Origin of the sequence: Streptomyces sp. NPDC001634, from assembly GCF_040298185.1 — a bacterium.
Lineage (GTDB): Bacteria > Actinomycetota > Actinomycetes > Streptomycetales > Streptomycetaceae > Streptomyces.
Genome location: NZ_JBEOZU010000021.1, coordinates 32,787 through 45,712, shown reverse-complemented (window position 1 = coordinate 45,712; position 12,926 = coordinate 32,787). Strand labels below are relative to the sequence as shown.

Genomic DNA, 12,926 nt, shown 5'->3' with positions numbered 1-12,926 from the left:
GCAACATCACCTTCCACTCCGCCACCACCACCGCCTACCCCCTGCCCAAACCGGGGGGGGGCCCCGGGGCGCCCCCCCCGGGGGGGCCCCCCCGCTTCCGTGTGACCGGGAGATCACACCGACCGCTGGTACGAGCGGAAGGTACGGATCGACAGCCACACTGCGGCGATCGCCAGCCCCAGCAACGCCCCGCCCCGGCTGAGCACGTCCCCCCAGTCCGGGTGCTCGGACATCGCCGAACGGCCCGCCACCATCGCCCAGTTGAGCGGGTTGAAGTCGGCGATGTGCCCCATCCAGGAGGGCATCTGGGACGGGGCCATGAAGGCCGTGGACAGGAACGTCAGCGGGAGCAGCAGGAAGGTGTTGATCCCGATGATGGATTCCCGCTCCTGCACCAGCATGCCCAGCGCGTTGGACAGCGCCCCGAAGATCGTGCCGAGCAGCACGGACGCGAGGACGAGGATCGCGATACCGCCGAGACCGCCCGGGTAGTCGGCGCCGCCCAGCAGACCGAGCAGCACGATGATCACCGACTGCAGGGCGGTGACGAGGCCGTTGTTGACGACGTTGCCGTTCATCAGCGCGGCCCGGCTGACCGGGGTGGTCAGGAAGCGGTTGAGCGTGCCCCGCTGGATCTCCTCCAGCGTGCCCATGCCCGCCCACATGTTGGAGCTGAGGGCACTCATCACGACCACGCCCGGCACGAGGTAGTCGAGGTAGGAGGTGGTGCCGAAGCCGCCGAGCCCGACGACCTTCCTGAAGAGGTTGCCGAACAGGAACAGCCAGATCACCGGCTGGATCAGGGTGATGACCGCGTACGCCGGCTGGCGCCCGAACACCATGAGCTGACGCTGGGTCATGTACCAGGTCTGGGAGACGGCAGTGCTCATCGCACACCTCCGGCGAGGACGAGGGGGTCGGTGCTTTCGCCTTCGGCCTCGGAGTAACGGCGGCCCGCGTAACGGAGATAGACGTCGTCCAGCGAGGGGCGCGCGACGGTCGCGGCGGCGACCCCGACCCCGGCGCGCTCAAGGGCTCCCAGCAGCGCGGGCATGGCGGACGCTCCGTCGTCGGCGCGGACGCTGATACGGCGCCCGTCCATATGCACCTCGTGCACGCCCGGCAGCCCGGCGAGGGCGCCCCTCAGCAGCGTACGACCGGCTTCGCCGACCGCCTCGCGCAGTTCCACATGGACCGCGTCACCGCGGAGTTCGCCCTTGAGGGAGTCCGGAGTGCCTTCCACGACGACCCGGCCTCGGTCGACGATCGCAATGCGCTCGGCGAGCCGGTCGGCCTCTTCGAGGTAGTGCGTGGTGAGCAGGATGGTCAGGCCCTCCTCGCCGGCCAGCCGGCCGATCTCCTCCCACATGGCGGTACGGGCCTCCGGGTCGAGGCCGGTGGTGGGCTCGTCGAGGAACAGCACCTCGGGCCGGTGGACCAGGCCGAGCGCGACATCCAGGCGCCGCCGCATGCCGCCGGAGTAGCCCTTGACCTGGCGGCGCGCGGCGTCGGTGAGCGTGAAGCGCTCGAGGAGTTCGTCGACGCGCCTGTTGAGCGCTCCGCCCTTCAGTCCATAGAGCCTGCCCTGGAGTTGAAGGTTCTCCCGGCCGGTGGCCACCGGATCGGCGCCGGAGCTCTGCGCGACCACCCCGATCGCGCGCCGCGCCCGGTCCGGGTGGCGCAGCACGTCGTGGCCGGCGACGGTGGCCGAGCCCGAGTCGGGGCGGGCCAGGGTGGTGAGGATCTTGACGGTGGTGGACTTCCCGGCGCCGTTCGGGCCGAGGAGCCCGAAGACGGTGCCCGGCTCGACGGTGACATCCATGCCGTTCAGGGCCGTGACGTCACCGGGATAGGTTTTGATCAGCTGGCGCGCCGCCACGGCGGGCGCAGGGGTGTTCATGACGACTGCTCTCCTGTGGACAGCGGACGACGGCGGATCCGCGGGTGGGCGGACGGGCCGTGGTCCGGATGAGCGGATGACGACTGATCCGCGTGAAGAGCGCCGGGCTATCCTGGGTGTGCCGCACCTCGATCGCCTGGATATGCCTCACGGCGGATTCAGTTCGGGGTTCGAGACCCTGGCGGGGCTGCTGCAACAGTCCTGCCGGGGTCTTTTTCGTTCTACTCCGGCGGCTGGGGTCTCTCGAAGTCGCCGCCTTCCAGCTTCAGAAACTCCTCGGGGACCTCCCCCGTCTCATGGAACGTCCGCCACTCCTCGACCCCGGGAAACGTGCCCGCCCTGACCTCCGTCAGGAAGTCGCGGATCCACGCCGCCTCGGCCTCGATCATGTGGAGCTTGTACTCACACTCGATCAGGAAGAGCCGGGGCAGTGTCTCGTTGAGCTTCTCCAGGCCGCCGCGTGCGCTGGCGGCCTGCACCTCCAAGGTGTCCAGCCGCTCCTCGAGCAGGCGGGCCACCTCGTCGGGATGGAGCACACCCATCAGCGACAGCGCCGACTCGAAGATGGGGAACTCCTGCACCGGGACGGCGAGCAGGTCCGACAGCCACTCGGTGGCCTCTTCGCGTCCGGCGTCCGTGATGCCGTAGAGCGTGCGCTCGGGGCGGTTGCCCTGTCGCTGTACCTCCGCGACCTCGACGAAACCGTGTCTCTCCAGGTTCTGGACGACGGTGTAGAGGGAGCCGTAGTTGATCTTCAGACTGGAGTCCTTGCCGCGACGGCGCAGGGTCTGAGCGATCTCGTACGGATGCATCGGCTTCTCCGTGAGCAGCACCATGACCGCGAGCGCCAGCGGGTTGCCGAGCTTTCGGCGCTTCGTCGCCACGGAGTTTCACCTCGATCAATGCCTCGTCACCGAATATCCGTGGACGAACATATCGCGTCTCCGAGAGCAGCGTCAATACACACGATGTATCGCGTTCCGTGCCGGACCGCAAGGCCTCAGGACTGCGCCCGCGGCCGGCGGCGCGCTGTCCGACGCGCACGAAGTGCGTTTCCGCCACATGGGCCGGCCCCGGCCGCTGCCTAGAGGTCGAGGACCACTTCGGTGCTCGGTTCGCTGCAGCAGACGAGGATGGTGCCGGTCTCCGGGGGCTCGAGGGGTTGGGTGGTGTAGGTGATGTCGCCCGACACGAGGTGGGTGATGCAGGTGTGGCAGACACCCGTGCGGCAGGACCAGCGGGTGGGGATGTCGCAGGCTTCGGCGAGATCGAGGAGTGACGCGTGAGCGGGTGACCAGGGGGTGGTGATGCCGCTGCGGGCGAAGGTGATGAGGGGCCCGGTGCCCGGTGGGCCGGATGGCTGGTGCGGCCGGATCGCGGCGATGGGCGTGACGCCGGGGTTGATGGCAGGGAGGGCACTGAACTGCTCCGTATGGATCCGCTCGGGGCGCAGGCCGTGATCGCGCAGGTAACCGCCGAGGTCGTCCATGAAAGCGGGTGGTCCGCAGAGGTAGGCGTCCGCGTCGGCGGGAATGCCCATGGCCGCGAGCGATCGGGCGGTCGGGCGGCCCTGGGTGATGTAGGGCTCATCGGGATGCGGGGCTTCGGCGGTGTAGTAAATGTGCTCCCGGGCGTTGGGGAGTTGCGCCAGAAGCATGCGGGTCTCGTCCGCGAAGGCGTGGTGGGCGCGGTCGTGGGCGGTGTGGATCCACCAGACAGGGCGTGGGTCTCGTGCGGCGGCGAGCTGGTGGAGCATGGCGAGCACGGGAGTGGCACCGATCCCTGCGGAGATGAGGACGACCGGGCAGGCGCCTTCCTCGAGCACGAATGTTCCGCGTGGGCCGGCGATGTCCACGAGGTCCCCCGGGTGGAGCGTGGCATGGATGTGGCTGCTCACTTTCCCGTGGGGCTCGCGCTTGACGCTGATGCGGTAGGTGTCGGCCGTGGGCGCGGAGGACAGGGAGTAGCTGCGTACTGCGGGAGCGGTATCACCGACGGCGAGACGGATGGAGAGGTACTGGCCCGGGCGGGCTTCGGGTAGTGCTGTCCCGTCGGTGGCGGTGAGGTAGATCGACGAGACGGTGGGGGTCTCGGGGACGATACGGACGACGCGCATGGGCTTGAAGCCCGGCCATCCCGGCACTTCTCCGGGCTGCTGGGTGCCGGCGCGTTCGCACGGCCAACCCGGTTCCTGTTTGGGCTGCCGGGCGGCGGCGAGTTCACGGAAGGACTGCTGCCATCCGGGGCTGAGGGCGGGGATGTCCAGCGCTTTGCGCAGCTTCGCGGGGTCGCGGTCGGGGAGGTAGAGCAGCGCGTCGGTGTCGGCGACGCTGAGTTCTTCCGGGCCCTTGCGGGTCAGGGTGATCTCGTCGCCGGCCTGGACGCGCCCCTCCGTGATGACACGCAGATAGAAGCCGGGGCGGTGGTGGGCAACCAGCAGGGAGGCCATGGTCGGCTCACCCAGGCGCATGCCGACGCGGTAGCAGGTGACACGGGGCTGGGTGACTTCGAATTCGGCTTCGCCGATGCGGTACCGGTCGCCGATGCACACTTCGTCGTCCGGCAACCCGTCGACGGTGAAGTTCTCCCCGAAGATCCCGAACGTCAGATCGTCGCGACCGAGTTGCTTTTGCCAGTATTGGTAGGAGTGCAACTGATAGACGAGGACGGCACGCATTTCGCCGCCGTGCCCGGCAAGGTCTCCCTGACCGTCTCCGTCGATGTTGAGCCGCCGCACCATCCGGGGGCCGTGCACGGGGGACTTCCAGGCTCCGGTGTGGACGGTCCTTCCTCGCCAGGAGACGTCCTTGGGCATTCCTACGTTGACGGACAGCAGCGTCGCCATTGTGGACCTCCTGCGGGGTGACCGGCCGGGGCAGCCCCTCATGGCGCTGTGATCTTGCGCTGGGCCCGAGCCTAGTTCTCGTACCGGGGCCGCCGCGATTTCGGGCCCTTGCTCTACGTTTCCGGACCCGTTGGCCGGCGTTGCGCCGCCGGGGCACGGCGGCACCCCGACCACACCTCTAACCTAACCGCCAAACTTACCTTGACGGGTTAGATTGAGCGTGCTCGACTGGACATATAACCGGTGAAGCTCGACACAGGGGTTAAGGAAATGATCTCCGCAGTCCACCACCGCACCGCGACTGTCAACGGCCTCGAGGTCTTCTACCGGGAGGCCGGCGACCCCCGGGCACCTGTAGTCGTGCTCCTCCACGGCTTCCCGACCAGCTCGCACATGTTCCGCCACCTGATCCCGGCGCTCGCCGGCCGCTACCACGTGATCGCCCCCGACCACATCGGGTTCGGTCAGTCCGCGATGCCCGCCCTCAACGACTTCCCCTACACCTTCGACGCCCTCACCGAGGTCACCTCCGGCCTGCTCCAGCAGCTGGGCGTCGACCGGTTCGCCATGTACGTGCAGGACTACGGCGCCCCCATCGGCTGGAGGCTTGCGCTCCAGGGTCCGGACCGCATCACGGCGATCATCACCCAGAACGGCAACGCCTACGAAGAGGGCTTCGTCAAGCCCTTCTGGGACGGCGTGTTCGCCTACGCCAAGGCCCCGGGACCGGACACCGAAGCCCCCATGCGGGGCGCCCTGACCCCCGAGATCACCCGCTGGCAGTACGTGAACGGTGTCGCCGACCCGAGCCTGGTCAGCCCGGACAACTGGGTCCACGACCAGGCACTGCTGGACCGCCCCGGCAACGACGAGATCCAGCTCAAGCTCTTCCGCGACTACCCCACCAACGTGGACCTCTACCCGCAGGTCCACCAGTACTTCCGCGACTCCCAGGTCCCGCTGCTTGCGGTCTGGGGCGCAGGCGACGAGATCTTCGGACCGGACGGCGCCACGGCGTTCGGCCAGGACCTGCCCGGTGCCGAAATCCACCTGCTGGAGTCCGGGCACTTCGCCCTGGAAAGCCACCTCGAGACCATCGCCGAGTACATCCACGCATTCCTCGCCCGCGTCCTCCCCTGACGCGCGGTGGGTCGACAACCACCCCGCCCCGGGGTGCGCACACGCGCCCACCCCACCCCGCACCCGGAAGGAACCCGCCATGGGACTGTCCTGGCAGCAAGGCCCCCTCTCCGCCGGCGCGATCGGACACTTCCTCGTCCCCGAACCCCTGCCCGAGCGCCTCCTGTTCGCCGAGCGGCTGCGCCGCCGCATGCGTGTGAAGTTCAACGACACCTGGATCGCCGACAGCGAGAACGTCGTCCTGCTCCACGAGCCGGGCCGCTATCCCGTTGCCTACTTCCCCCGAGAGGACGTCGACGAGCAGGCCCTGGTCGCAAGCGGCAAGGTCACCCACCACAAGGACCTCGGCGACACCGCCTGGTACACGGTGCGGTCCGGCGACCGCACCACCGAACGCGCAGCCTGGGAGTTCACCGCACTGCCCAAGCACGCCGCCGAACTCCAGGGCCGTGTCGCCTTCGCCTGGCGCGCGATGGACGCCTTCTACGAAGAAGACGAACGCATCCTCGGTCATGCCGCGGATCCGTACCACCGCATCGACATCCGCAACACCTCCCGCACCCTGGAAGTCCGCCTCGGCGACACCGTGATCGCCCGCTCCGAGCACCCCGTCGTACTCTTCGAGTCCGGATTCGCCCCCCGCTGGTACGTCCCGCGCGCCGACATCGACGAGGCCCGGCTACGGCCCGTCGAAGGCCGGACCTTCTGCCCCTACAAGGGTCTCTGCGATTACTACGACATCGGTGACGCGCGTCGCGCCGCATGGTCGTACCGCAGCGCCTACCGAGAGGTCGACAGGATCGGCGACCTGGTGTCCTTCGAGCCGGACAAGGTCGAGGTCCATCTCGACGGAACGCGTCTGCACCTCGAACCCGGGCAGAGCGTAGTCCCCCACGGCGTCGACCGCGGCCTCGACGTCGACGAGGCCAGGACCCACTGACCCTGACGGCCACGTCCTGTCCCGCGGGCCGCGGGCGCGTCCCCGGGGTCCTCTGAGCGAGCCCGGCGGTTTTCGCCCCTCCCCTCGCCCCCTCGTACGCTCTTCGTGATGAGACGCAGATCCAGTCCCCCGCCCTCTCCCCTGCCGCAGCGCGACGGGGTCGACCCCGTGCGGGTGCGACTGCCTGCCGGGGACGAGTGGGCCACCGTACGGGACCATCTCGTGGCCCGGCTCGCGGCCGGGGACGGGGTGATCGACGGGATGCTCGACGCGGGGCTGATCGTGGGGGCGGACGGGCGGCCCGTCGCGCGGGACACGGCGTACGTGCCGGGCATGTACGTGTGGTTCCACCGCCCGCTGCCCGCGGAGGAGCGCGTTCCGTACCCCGTCGAGGTGGTGTACCGCGACGAGCACCTCGTCGTCGCCGACAAGCCGCACTTCCTCGCCACCACCCCGCGCGGCAGCCATGTCGCCGAGACCGCACTGGCCCGGCTGCGGCGTGAACTGGACCTCCCGACGCTGACCGCCGCACACCGGCTGGACCGGCTCACCGCCGGGCTCGTGCTGTTCACCGTACGTCCCGGGGAGCGCGGCAGCTACCAGACGCTGTTCCGTGACAGACGGGTCACCAAGGAGTACGAGGCCGTCGCCCCGTACGACCCCGAGGTGACCCTGCCGTGCACCGTGCGCAGCCGTATCGTGAAGGAACGCGGGGTCCTGGCGGCCCGGGAGCCGGCGGGCGAGCCCAACGCGGTCAGCCGGATCGAGCTGCTGGAACACCGCGCCGGGCACGGACGATACCGGCTGGTCCCGCACACCGGGCAGACCCACCAACTCCGCGTGCACATGAACGCGTTGGGGCTGCCCATCCTCGGCGACCCGCTCTATCCGGTGGTGACCGGCCCCGTACCGGCCGGTGACTTCCGGCGTCCGCTCCAACTGCTGGCGCGGGTGCTGGAGTTCACCGATCCGGTCACGGGGCACGAGCACCGCTTCGTCAGCGGGCGGGTGCTCCAGGCGTGGTCGGCGTACGACGCATGGGCCCGGTAGCGCTCAGTCGCCCCGCCACCAGCGCAGCACCCGCTGCCACAGGCCTGGACGCGGCCGCCGCTCGGTGAGCGGGACGGGTGCCGACGTCGGCGGCGGAGCGACCGGCGGCGTCGGCCGGCCCTCCACCGGCGTTGTCGTCGCGCCCCCGGACCCGGACGTCGTGATCAGCCAACCGGGGCGCTGGTGCGGCACCGCGTGCAGGGCCGGCTGCTGCATCACGTCCTGCGGCGGCCTCGGGTCGAACCGCACCGGCAGCTCCACCAGGTGCCGCGACGCGATCGTTTGCGTCCAGCGCAACTCGTTCTCGTCGCAGTCGAGCCGGATGTCCGGCAGTCGCATCAGCAGCGCGTCGATTCCGGTGTCGGCGATGGCGCGGCCGATGTCCTGGCCGGGGCACTCGTGCGGACCGCCGCCGAAAGCGAGGTGGGAGCGGTTGCCCTGCATGTTGGCGGAGAGGTCGGGCCGTACGCGCGGGTCGACGTTGCCGGGCGCGATTCCGAGGAGGAGTCCGTCGCCCTTGCGGATGCGCTGGCCGCCCAGTTCGGTGTCCTGCTTGGCGAAGTAGCCCAGGATGGTGCTGAACGGCGGCTCGTCCCACAGGGACTGCTCGACCGCCTCGGGCACCGTCATCTGCCCGCCGTTGAGCTGGGCCCGGAACCGTGGATCGGTGAACACCACGCGCAGCACATTGGCGATGAGGTTGGCCGTGGCCTCGTAGGCCGCGATCAGGACCAGACGCAGGTGTTCCCTGATCTCGTCGTCGGTGAGTCCGGCCGGGTGGTTGATGAGGTGGCTGGTGAAATCGTCCTCGGGCTGGGCCCGGCGGGCCCCGGTGAGCCGGGTCAGGGCGTCCACGATGTACTGGTTGCTGGCGATGGCGGTCTCGGTGCCCTTGAGCATGTCGCGGGCCGCGTGGACGATCCGGTCGTTGTACTCGTCCGGCATGCCGAGGACCTCGCACATCACCGCCATCGGAAGATGGTCGGCGAACTGGCCGACCAGGTCGGCGCGGCCCTCCTCGCAGAACCGGTTGACGAGGGCCTGTGTCGCGCGGTTGATGAACCGGCGCAGGCCCCGGTAGTCGATGGTCGACATGGCACCGGTGACCGCGCCGCGCAGCCGCAGGTGCTCGTCGCCCTCGGCGTGCGAGCAGATGGGCTGCCAGGCGAAGTGCGGTGTCAGCGGGTGGTCGGGCTTGATCCGGCCGGACTGCAGCGGGGCCCAGATTCTGCTGTCCCGCGAGAAGTGGACCGGGGAGCGCACCATGTGCAGGTTCTCGCTGTGGCCGAGCACCACCCAGACCGGAACGTCGTCGTGGAGCAGCGCCGGGGCCACGGCACCGTGTTCGGCGCGGAGTTTCTCGTACAGGGCTCCCAGGTCCTCCGCCTCGGGACCGTAGAGCCGGTGCGTTGCGCCGGGGCCGCGGCCGTGGGCCGGGCAGCCGGGTGGGGGGACGGCGGCGGGGTCGTCCGTACCGGTGAGGTCCTTGTCGGTCAGGGAGTGGGATTCAGGCGTCACGGTGATCGCTCCGAAACTGAAGGGGATCCGGTGTCTTGGGGTGGGGACGGGACGTGGGGACAGGTACGGCGGGTGTGCGGGTGAGGGTGAGGGTGCGGGGCGGTTGCGGGTGCGGGTGCGGGTGGGCAGTGCGGGTGCGGGCGCGGGTCAGATGGGTGCGCGCCTCATCGTCAGGGAGTGCAGGAAGCGCATCAGCGTCATCAGGACGTCACGGCTGGAGGCCCGGCGTCGTGCGTCGCACTCCATGATCGGGATCTCGGCGGGCAGGTCGAGTGCCACGCGGAGTTCCTCGATGGGGTAACGGGGCGCGTCCGGAAAGGAGTTGACGGCGACCACAAAGGGCACGCCGCGCTCCTCCAGGCGGCCTATGACGTCGAAGCTGACTTCGAGGCGGCGGGTGTCGAGCAGCACCACCGCTCCGAGCGCGCCCTCGAACAGGCCGTTCCACAGGAACCAGAAGCGCTCCTGGCCGGGGGTGCCGAACAGGTAGAGCACCAGTTGCTCGGTGATGCTGATGCGGCCGAAGTCCATGGCCACGGTGGTGGCCGTCTTGGTGTCGGAGCCGTAGTTGTCGTCGACTCCGATGCCCGCCTGCGTCATGGTCTCCTCGGTCGTCAGCGGCCTGATCTCGCTGACGGCACCGACCATGGTCGTCTTGCCGACCCCGAAGCCGCCCACGATCACGATCTTGACTGCGGCCTGCGTCGTGTGTGGAAGGTGGTCCTCGCTCCGTGGACCCGGGATGGTGTCAGAGTTTTTGAAGTCCATGCATCACCGCTTCGAGGAGGGAACGGTCGGGCATCGCCTGCCGGACGATCGGGGCGCGCGCCTGCACCTGTTCGGCCGCCAACAGGTCGGTGAGCAGGACGGTCACCACGCTGAACGGCAGACTGAGGTAGGCCGAGATCTCGGCCACGGACAGAGGGGCCCGGCACAGCCTGAGCAACGCCGACTGCTCGGGCGTGGCGGTGGGCGGCGGATCGGCACTCGTCACGATCAGGGTGACGAGGTCGATGGGGGCCCGCTCGCCCCCGTCGGTCGCGCCGGTGAGGATGTACAGCCTCTCGGGCTGCTTCTCCTCGCCCTCCTTGCCGTCCCCTCCGCCGGCTTCTGTGACGGGCTCCGGCGGAGGCTGTTCCTCGGGATATCGCCGGCGGCGTTGCGGAGGAGTCATACGGTCTGCCCGTTGCGTCGCGGCGGACTCGTCAGATGCGAGCCGATGCGGATGACGAGGTCGCGCATGCGGTTGCTCATCAGACCCGCCTCCGCGACCGTGTCGGCGAGCACCGCGAGATACGCGTTGGGGCCCGCCGCCATCATGTAGAAGTAGCCGCCGTCGATCTCGATGATGACCATGCGCATCCGGCCGTCGCTGTCCGGGATCTCGGCCGCGACCGCGCCGGCCAGGCTCTGCAGTCCGGCACAGGCCGCGGCGACGCGGTCGGCCGCGTCCGGGTCACCGCCGTAGCGGGCGATGCGCAGACCGTCGGCGGAGAGCACCACGACCTGGTGGACGCCCGGTACACCGTCGGCGAGTTCCTTCAGCAACCAGTCGAAGTTGCCTCGCTGCTGGATCACTTGAGGTCCCCCTCCTCGTCGGCCTGGGCAACGGCCGGCTCGTCGTTCGTGATGAATGCGTGCGGGTCGTCGGCCGGGGGCCCGGAGGAGAAGGCGTTCGGGTCCGGGTCGGCCTTGAGCCCGTTCATGAACGCCTCGACCCACAGGCCGGGCGCGGGCTCTTCCTTCTCGGGCTCGGGCTCGGGCGTCCAGGGAGAGTGGGTCGCGGCCTCGGCGGCCTGGGCGGCGGCCTCCGCGGCGGCGGCCTCCGCAATCCGCTGGCTCAGCGGGGTCTTCACCCGGCTGCGCCGCTGCGGCAGACCGTTGGCCGTCCACTCGGTGACGACGGGGACGTCGTCCTCCATCGTGACCTGCCGCGGGATCCGGGGCCCGGTGGTCGGACGGCGCTTCTTGTTCGAGCGGTCCGGGCCCTTGACCCCGTCGTTGTCCAGGGTCGGCACGGAAGTGGCGCCGATACCGTGGGCGAACCCGGGGGCGGGCTCGGTGGTCAGCATGTCGTTCGGGACGACGAGGATCGCTCGGACCCCGCCGTACGCGGACTGCCGCAGCGAGACGTGCATGTTGAACATCGACGACAGACGCCCGACGACGGCGAGGCCGAGGCGCGGGGCCTCACCGAGCTCCTGGACGTCCACGCCGGCCTGGGCCTCGGCGAGCATCCGCTCGACCTTGGCGCGGTTCTCCTCGCTGAGGCTGATGCCGCCGTCCTCGATCTCGACGGCGATTCCGGTCTGCACTTCGGTGGCGGTGACGTGCACCTTGGTCTGGGGCGGCGAGTAGCGCGTGGCGTTGTCGAGGAGCTCGGCCGCGGCGTGGATGATCGGCTCCACCGAGGTGCCCCTGATGTTGACCTTGGCGATGGAGTGCAACTCGATGCGGCGGTACTCCAGGATGCGGGACATCGCGCCGCGCAGCACGCTGTACAGCGGTACGGGCTTGGGCCACTGGCGGCCGGGGCGGCCGCCGCCGATGACGGCGATCGAGTCGGCGAGGCGGCCGATCAGCGCGGTGCCGTGGTCGATGCGCAGCAGGTCGTCGAAGACCTCGGGGTTGCGGCCGTGGTCCTCCTCCATCTCCCTGAGTTCCTTGGCCTGCTGGTGGACGATGGCCTGGACGCGGCGGGCGATGTTGACGAAGGCGCGCAGCGAGGAGTCACGCATCGCGATCTCACGGTCGACGATCCGCAGCACGGTACGCAGCAACTGACGCTGGGGGTTGGAAAGTCCGCGGAGTTCGGGATCCCGGTCGACGATCGTGCGCATGACCTCGGCGGGAGAGACTCCGCTGCGCAGCGTGTCGAGCGTCCTGGGCAGGATCTGGGTGCGGAAGTACTCGAGTTCGTTGCCCTGGGAGGCGAGGCGCTGTTCCAGGTAGTCGGTCCGCTGCGCGAAGTCGGCACGCAGGGCACGGACGGTGCGGCCGCGGCGCGCCGCCACGGCAGCGACGGCGGTCACCAGGACCGTGGCGATGGCGCCGAACCAGCCGACGGCGATCCGGGCCGGTCCCGGCACCAACGCGACGGCGGCCCCCGTCATCGCGGCCATCAGTATGGCGGGCAGCAACAGCTCGCGCGCGTAAGGAAGTTCACGGCCACCGGGAGGCGATTGAACACTCACCATGTATGCCCTCTGAGATGAATCGGCTGGATCAGGGGTGCTTGCGGAGGAAAAGTGGGGGGTAAGTACCGGATCGGAAGGCGAATCAACTGGATCTTCGGTATTTTTGGGAACAGGCGCACGAATTCACCTCAACTCGGTGCGCCGTGGGCGAGCTTAGTCCGACCGGATCATCGCTATGTCATATTCCGCAAGCACCTGAAATCCCCACCGGGCAAGGAGTACGCTCGGCTCTTTTTGCACGGTGCGCCGCGATTCGAACACGCCGGGTTACGACGTACATACGCGCGAAAACAGCCGCCCGTGCAGGTGAAATCCCCACTCCCGGGCGATACTTGA

General features: G+C 69.4%; 12 protein-coding genes. 3 read left to right on the top strand and 9 right to left on the bottom strand.

What is annotated here, in order from left to right:
• Positions 1-113 precede the first annotated feature (113 nt).
• The 4 genes from ABT186_RS16205 to ABT186_RS16190 all read right to left on the bottom strand — a co-directional run bounded on the left by ABT186_RS16205 (position 114) and on the right by ABT186_RS16190 (position 4,745).
• On the bottom strand, positions 114-890 hold the full coding sequence (locus tag ABT186_RS16205; protein WP_351925507.1) for an ABC transporter permease: 777 nt from the start codon (positions 888-890) through the stop codon (positions 114-116).
• Positions 887-1,900, bottom strand: a complete 1,014-nt coding sequence (locus ABT186_RS16200) for an ATP-binding cassette domain-containing protein (RefSeq protein ID WP_351925505.1) — start codon at positions 1,898-1,900, stop codon at positions 887-889. Before ABT186_RS16200 ends, ABT186_RS16205 begins: the two co-directional genes overlap by 4 nt.
• A gap of 221 nt (positions 1,901-2,121) precedes the next feature.
• Positions 2,122-2,784 carry a PadR family transcriptional regulator gene (locus tag ABT186_RS16195; protein ID WP_351925504.1) on the bottom strand — a complete coding sequence of 221 codons (663 nt, stop codon included), beginning with the start codon at positions 2,782-2,784 and terminating at the stop codon, positions 2,122-2,124.
• Between the two features lie 200 nt (positions 2,785-2,984).
• The gene (locus tag ABT186_RS16190; RefSeq protein WP_351235792.1) at positions 2,985-4,745 is read right to left on the bottom strand and encodes an MOSC domain-containing protein; all 1,761 of its coding nucleotides are present in this window, start codon (positions 4,743-4,745) and stop codon (positions 2,985-2,987) included.
• A gap of 270 nt (positions 4,746-5,015) precedes the next feature.
• On the opposite strand from ABT186_RS16190, the gene ABT186_RS16185 reads away from it, so the two are divergent.
• The 3 genes from ABT186_RS16185 (at position 5,016) to ABT186_RS16175 (ending at position 7,875) form a co-directional block, all read left to right on the top strand.
• The gene (locus ABT186_RS16185; protein ID WP_351235790.1) at positions 5,016-5,885 is read left to right on the top strand and encodes an alpha/beta fold hydrolase; all 870 of its coding nucleotides are present in this window, start codon (positions 5,016-5,018) and stop codon (positions 5,883-5,885) included.
• A gap of 79 nt (positions 5,886-5,964) precedes the next feature.
• Entirely contained in the window at positions 5,965-6,825 is an 861-nt protein-coding gene (locus ABT186_RS16180) for a DUF427 domain-containing protein (protein ID WP_351235788.1), read from the top strand.
• Positions 6,826-6,933: 108 nt separating this feature from the next.
• Complete coding sequence (locus ABT186_RS16175; RefSeq protein WP_351925502.1) at positions 6,934-7,875, top strand: RluA family pseudouridine synthase; 942 nt, start codon at positions 6,934-6,936, stop codon at positions 7,873-7,875.
• Positions 7,876-7,878: 3 nt separating this feature from the next.
• Here ABT186_RS16175 and ABT186_RS16170 read toward each other — a convergent pair whose 3' ends face one another.
• The 5 genes from ABT186_RS16170 to ABT186_RS16150 form a co-directional block, all read right to left on the bottom strand.
• A complete protein-coding gene (locus ABT186_RS16170) occupies positions 7,879-9,393 on the bottom strand; it encodes a cytochrome P450 (RefSeq protein WP_351925500.1) in 1,515 nt (504 codons plus the stop codon).
• Between the two features lie 147 nt (positions 9,394-9,540).
• Positions 9,541-10,161, bottom strand: coding sequence for a GTP-binding protein (locus ABT186_RS16165; protein ID WP_351235783.1), 621 nt, complete (start codon positions 10,159-10,161; stop codon positions 9,541-9,543).
• Positions 10,142-10,567: a DUF742 domain-containing protein gene (locus tag ABT186_RS16160; RefSeq protein WP_351925498.1), complete on the bottom strand. Its 426-nt coding sequence runs from the start codon at positions 10,565-10,567 to the stop codon at positions 10,142-10,144. Before ABT186_RS16160 ends, ABT186_RS16165 begins: the two co-directional genes overlap by 20 nt.
• Positions 10,564-10,971, bottom strand: a complete 408-nt coding sequence (locus ABT186_RS16155; RefSeq protein WP_351235779.1) for a roadblock/LC7 domain-containing protein — start codon at positions 10,969-10,971, stop codon at positions 10,564-10,566. Before ABT186_RS16155 ends, ABT186_RS16160 begins: the two co-directional genes overlap by 4 nt.
• Positions 10,968-12,590: an ATP-binding protein gene (locus ABT186_RS16150; protein ID WP_351235777.1), complete on the bottom strand. Its 1,623-nt coding sequence runs from the start codon at positions 12,588-12,590 to the stop codon at positions 10,968-10,970. The genes ABT186_RS16155 and ABT186_RS16150 overlap by 4 nt, the downstream gene beginning before the upstream one ends.
• Between the last annotated feature and the right edge of the window lie 336 nt (positions 12,591-12,926).

Bases quoted from the DNA above. Each gene is read 5' to 3' on its own strand.
- ABT186_RS16205 (WP_351925507.1), bottom strand. From the start codon at position 890: ATGAGCACTGCCGTCTCCCAGACCTGGTACATGACCCAGCGTCAGCTC.
- ABT186_RS16200 (WP_351925505.1), bottom strand. From the start codon at position 1,900: ATGAACACCCCTGCGCCCGCCGTGGCGGCGCGCCAGCTGATCAAAACC.
- ABT186_RS16190 (WP_351235792.1), bottom strand. From the start codon at position 4,745: ATGGCGACGCTGCTGTCCGTCAACGTAGGAATGCCCAAGGACGTCTCC.
- ABT186_RS16185 (WP_351235790.1), top strand. From the start codon at position 5,016: ATGATCTCCGCAGTCCACCACCGCACCGCGACTGTCAACGGCCTCGAG.
- ABT186_RS16180 (WP_351235788.1), top strand. From the start codon at position 5,965: ATGGGACTGTCCTGGCAGCAAGGCCCCCTCTCCGCCGGCGCGATCGGA.
- ABT186_RS16175 (WP_351925502.1), top strand. From the start codon at position 6,934: ATGAGACGCAGATCCAGTCCCCCGCCCTCTCCCCTGCCGCAGCGCGAC.
- ABT186_RS16165 (WP_351235783.1), bottom strand. From the start codon at position 10,161: ATGGACTTCAAAAACTCTGACACCATCCCGGGTCCACGGAGCGAGGAC.
- ABT186_RS16160 (WP_351925498.1), bottom strand. From the start codon at position 10,567: ATGACTCCTCCGCAACGCCGCCGGCGATATCCCGAGGAACAGCCTCCG.
- ABT186_RS16150 (WP_351235777.1), bottom strand. From the start codon at position 12,590: ATGGTGAGTGTTCAATCGCCTCCCGGTGGCCGTGAACTTCCTTACGCG.